The 4,141-nt window shown below is 66.6% G+C and carries 5 protein-coding genes; 1 reads left to right on the top strand and 4 read right to left on the bottom strand.

The window, feature by feature from the left end:
• The first annotated feature begins 130 nt into the window (after positions 1–130).
• Positions 131–583: an inner membrane protein YiaA gene (gene yiaA / locus DBR20_RS08200; RefSeq protein ID WP_099821353.1), complete on the top strand. Its 453-nt coding sequence runs from the start codon at positions 131–133 to the stop codon at positions 581–583.
• Positions 584–725: 142 nt separating this feature from the next.
• On the opposite strand, the gene DBR20_RS08205 is transcribed toward yiaA, so the two are convergent.
• The 4 genes from DBR20_RS08205 to DBR20_RS08220 form a co-directional block, all read right to left on the bottom strand.
• Positions 726–1,058, bottom strand: coding sequence for a hypothetical protein (locus DBR20_RS08205; protein ID WP_108265832.1), 333 nt, complete (start codon positions 1,056–1,058; stop codon positions 726–728).
• Between the two features lie 82 nt (positions 1,059–1,140).
• Entirely contained in the window at positions 1,141–2,442 is a 1,302-nt protein-coding gene (locus tag DBR20_RS08210; RefSeq protein WP_108265833.1) for an amino acid permease, read from the bottom strand.
• Positions 2,439–3,203: a L,D-transpeptidase family protein gene (locus DBR20_RS08215; RefSeq protein WP_108265834.1), complete on the bottom strand. Its 765-nt coding sequence runs from the start codon at positions 3,201–3,203 to the stop codon at positions 2,439–2,441. The genes DBR20_RS08210 and DBR20_RS08215 overlap by 4 nt, the downstream gene beginning before the upstream one ends.
• 12 nt (positions 3,204–3,215) lie before the next feature.
• Positions 3,216–4,064 (bottom strand): MurR/RpiR family transcriptional regulator, encoded by an 849-nt coding sequence (locus DBR20_RS08220; protein WP_108265835.1) that lies wholly within the window; start codon positions 4,062–4,064, stop codon positions 3,216–3,218.
• Between the last annotated feature and the right edge of the window lie 77 nt (positions 4,065–4,141).

Consider the following 4,141-nt stretch of genomic DNA (forward strand, 5'->3'; position numbering starts at 1 on the left):
CTTTGTATACCACCGGCGGGGTGACGGGCGTGGCCCGAAGGTCCTGCTACCCCCTGTGCGCCATGGCGCGGATCGTCTAGGGTGTTCTCGCCCGGGCAAAGCATGCCCGCCTGTCTGCCAAGGATCTGCAATGAACGCACCCCTCATCCATCGACCTTCGCCCGCCTTCATCGCCGCCTCGTGGGTGGCCCTGCTGCTGGGCGCAGTGGCCTACCTGGTAGGCCTGTTCAATGCCGAAATGCCGCTGAACGAAAAGGGCTATTACCTGACCCTGCTGTTGTTCGGCCTGTTCGCGGCGGTATCGCTGCAGAAGAGCGTGCGCGACCGCGTCGAGAGCATTCCGGTGAGCGGCCTGTACTACGCACTGTGCTGGTTCGCGCTGCTGTCGGCGCTGTTGCTGCTGCTGGTCGGCCTGTGGAATGCCACCCTGGTGCTGAGCGAAAAGGGCTTCTATGGCATGGCGTTCGCGCTGTCGCTGTTTGGCGCGGTGGCGGTGCAGAAGAACACCCGCGACCTGATTGCCGCCAACGCGGCTGAGCCGAAGCGCGCTTCGTCGATTCCGCCGCTGCCGGAACAGGACTGACGGACGGAGGTAGAGCCGAGCCCATGCTCGGCTGCTGTGTATCGGCAGCCGAGCGGGCTCGACTCTGGAAACCCAGCCGAGCATGGCTCGGCTCTACAGCTGAGGCTTCAGCCGAGCATGGGCTCGGCTCTACAGGGCATGGTTATCCGCCGCTGTTCCGGCGCGGGTCCAGATTCACTGCTTCTTCCCAGCCGCGACGCACGGCGCTGCGCGCCTGCGACCATTCCAGCCGGCTCTTGCCGCGCTCGTTCGCCCATCGCGACTCCAGCTCGCCTTCAATCTCTTCGTACGCGCGGATCATGTCCTGCGCGCGCGCGGTGTGGCCGATCTGGTACGCCGGCTCGTAATCGTCGAAGAACAGCTGGTTGTCGTAATACGGCTCGCTGGTATAGCGATCACGCCAGTAGTCCGAAACAGCCTGGCGCGGGGTGCCGTCTTCCGGCACGCGGCCGGGGATCTGGTAATCAGTGCTCATGGGCAGGAGGCTCCGTGGTGGACGAAGCCTGATCCTGCCCATCGGCCGGTTAACGCATCGGGCCGGCAGCGTGATCGGCAGGTCAATCGGCGCTGGCGTCCTTGCGCGGCAGCTTGTAGATGACCGCGCCAACAGCGAAGGCAACCAGCGCCGCGGCGATGTTCTGCCAGCTGGCACTGGCGAACAGGGCCACGCACAGCAGCAGGGCCAGCACCGGAATCAACGGGCCACCGGGCAGCTTCAACGCACCGGGGCGGTCGGCATAGCGCTTGGCCAGTACCAGCACCGCTGCCGCAGTACCGATGTAGGCGAACAGGCGCGTGGTCATCGACAACAGCGCCAGCTGCACGAACGAGCCGGACAGCGCCAGGCCGAGGGCGATCAGGCCCTGGCAGAAGATCGCCGCGGCCGGGGTACGGAAGCGCGGGTGCACCTGCGCCAGCACTTTCGGGCCGTAGCCATCGCGTGCCAGGGCGAACAGGAAGCGCGGGCCCATCATCATCGTGTTGCTGTTGGTGCCGAGGATGGAGATGGTCGCGCCCACGGTGAGGATCAGCGCCAGCGCCTCGCCGCCGAAGCTGGAGGCGGCATCGGCCAGCGGGGTGGCCGAGCTGGCCAGGCCGGGCAGGGTGCCTTGCGCCACGATCTGCACCGCCGCGTAGATCACGGTGACGGTGACGATCATGGTGATCAGCGCAAACGGGATGTCGCGGCGCGGGTTGCGGTATTCGCCGGCCGCGGCCGGGATGTTCTCGAACCCGGCATAGGCATACAACAGCAACAACGCTGCCTCGCCCATGCGCTGCAGGTCGTGCGGGTCCGGGCGCTGGCCGGAGAAGGCGAGCTGCGGGTCGATGTAGAACGCGCCGATGGCCACGAACAACAGCAGCGGCAGCATCTTGCCGATCACCAGCACGATGCCGGTACGAGCAGCCGAACGCACGCCGATGATGTTCACCCCGGTCAGGAAGACGAGCGAGACCACGATGATCGCGATGCGGCCCATGCCTGCGCCTGCCCACGGCCAGAACCGCGCCACGGCGTCGGCCAGCGCATTGCTGAGCGCTGCGGCGGAGCTGATGCGGGTCAGCCAGATCATCCAGCCGATCTCGAAGCCGGCAAAGCGACCGAAGGCTTCGCGCGCGTACAGGTAGCTGCCACCGGGTTCATCGAAATAGCTGGCCGCCTGCGCGTAACACAGCACCAGCAGGGCGACGACGATGCCGGCAGCGACCACGCCCCACAGGCTGAAGGGCCCGAGCAGGGCGACCGTGGCCGCCGGCAGCAGGTAGATGCCGCTGCCGACCACATCGTTGATCGACAGCCCGACGATCTGCCAGCGGCTGACCGCGCGTTGCAGTTGTGGTTCGTCGGTGGTGCTCAACGTGCGGCTCCTTCAAGCGCGGGCAGTTTCCATTGCGCCTGCAGGCGCTGGTATTCGGCGCGTGGCAACAGGACGAAACGCGGCGTGTCCTGCGGGCGCAGCCAGTCCAGCAATGCCTGCATGCGCGCCTGTGGCATCGCGGTGCAGCCGGCGGTGGCCTCGCCGGGCTGGCGCCACAGATGGGCGAAGATGCAGCTGCCCTTGCCAGGCTGGTTGTCCGGGTTGTGCGCGATCACGAAGCCTTCCTGGTAACGCACGTCGCCCTTGTTGTGCAGGTCCAGCCGCATCGGTTCGGTGGAGCCGGTGATGGCGGCACTGCCGACCTTCTTTGCATCGACGATGCGGTTGTAGAACGGCGACGCCGGTACGTCCATGCAGTAGCTGGTGCTGCTCATTGGCTGGTAGGTCATCGCCGTTCCGGGCCGGGTGACGGCATAACCGAACGCGCTGCCCAGCGCGAACACACCGGCCGGGCTGCGGCCGTCGCCTTCCTGTTTCTGCGGGCCATCGGCCTGGGCAGGATGCAGGCCCAGGCCCCAGGCACTACCGGTGCGGCCCAGCGCCACCGGGAACGCCTGTCCGTGCGCGCGCCATTGCTTGCCGTCGCGCACGAAGGCCTGCAGCTGGCCCTGCGTGCTGTCCCAGTTCTCGCTGGTGACGACGATCAGTTGGCGAGCGTCGTCCAGCGGCGCAGCATGGACAGTGACGGCCGCTACGAGCAGCAGCGCGGCGGATGCAAGGCGGGCCAGCAGCAGGTTCATCGGGCGCTCCGGTCAGGAATCCAGCAGGTGATCGATCCGTTCCAGGTTCACCGCCAGCTGTTGCTGGCGATCCGGATTGGCATGGCAGAGCAGCACGAACAGGAAATCGAGCAGGGCGTGCATGGCGCTACGGTACAGCAGCTGTGCCACCTGCGGCGCACGGTCGTGCGCGCACACCACCAGCGCCGCATCGGCATGCGCGCGCAGGGGATTGGCGGTGTGGCGGGTGATCGACACCACCTTGCCGCCCATGTCCTGGAACTGGCGCGAGAGCTGTGACAGCTGTGGCAGATTGCCGAACTCGGAGAACATCAACAGCACATCGCCCGGGCGCGCGGCGGACAGGTTGGCCAGCATCAGGATCGGATCGGTATGCGGTACCACCAGCAGGCCGAGCAGCGACAGCCGCATGGCGAATTCGCGTGCGTACAGGCCGTCGTCACCGAGGCCGTGGACAAACAGCTTCGGCGCGCCGTCGAGCAGCTGTACGATGCGCTCGATTTCCTCGCGTGGGTTGGCCTGCCGGGTTTCTTCCTCGGCCTGCGCTTTGCTGCGGCGCAGGGCGTCACCCAGGCGCAGGTAGTCATCGTTGATGTCCGGTGCGGCCGGCGCCTGCTGCGGGTCGGCACCGGCGCGGGCGACGTCCTCGCCGATGGAGTACTTCAGGTCCGGGTAGCCCTTGAAGCCGAGCTTCTGGCTGAACTTGACCACGCTGGACTGGCTGATGCCCAGGGCACTGGCCAGCTGCTGCGAGGAGTAATCGCGCAGCAGGTGGGCGTTGTCGAGGATGAAGTCGGCGATGCGGCGTTCGATGGCCGACATCTGCCCGCGCTCGGTGCGGATTTTCAGCAGGGGCGGCATGCGGGGTTTCCGGAGTTGATGCGTTGGAACATAGGTGAACGAGTTACGGTTGGCAGCGTAGAGCGTTTCATGCGATG

Origin of the sequence: Stenotrophomonas sp. HMWF023 (assembly GCF_003060985.1) — a bacterium.
Taxonomy (GTDB): Bacteria; Pseudomonadota; Gammaproteobacteria; order Xanthomonadales; family Xanthomonadaceae; genus Stenotrophomonas; species Stenotrophomonas lactitubi.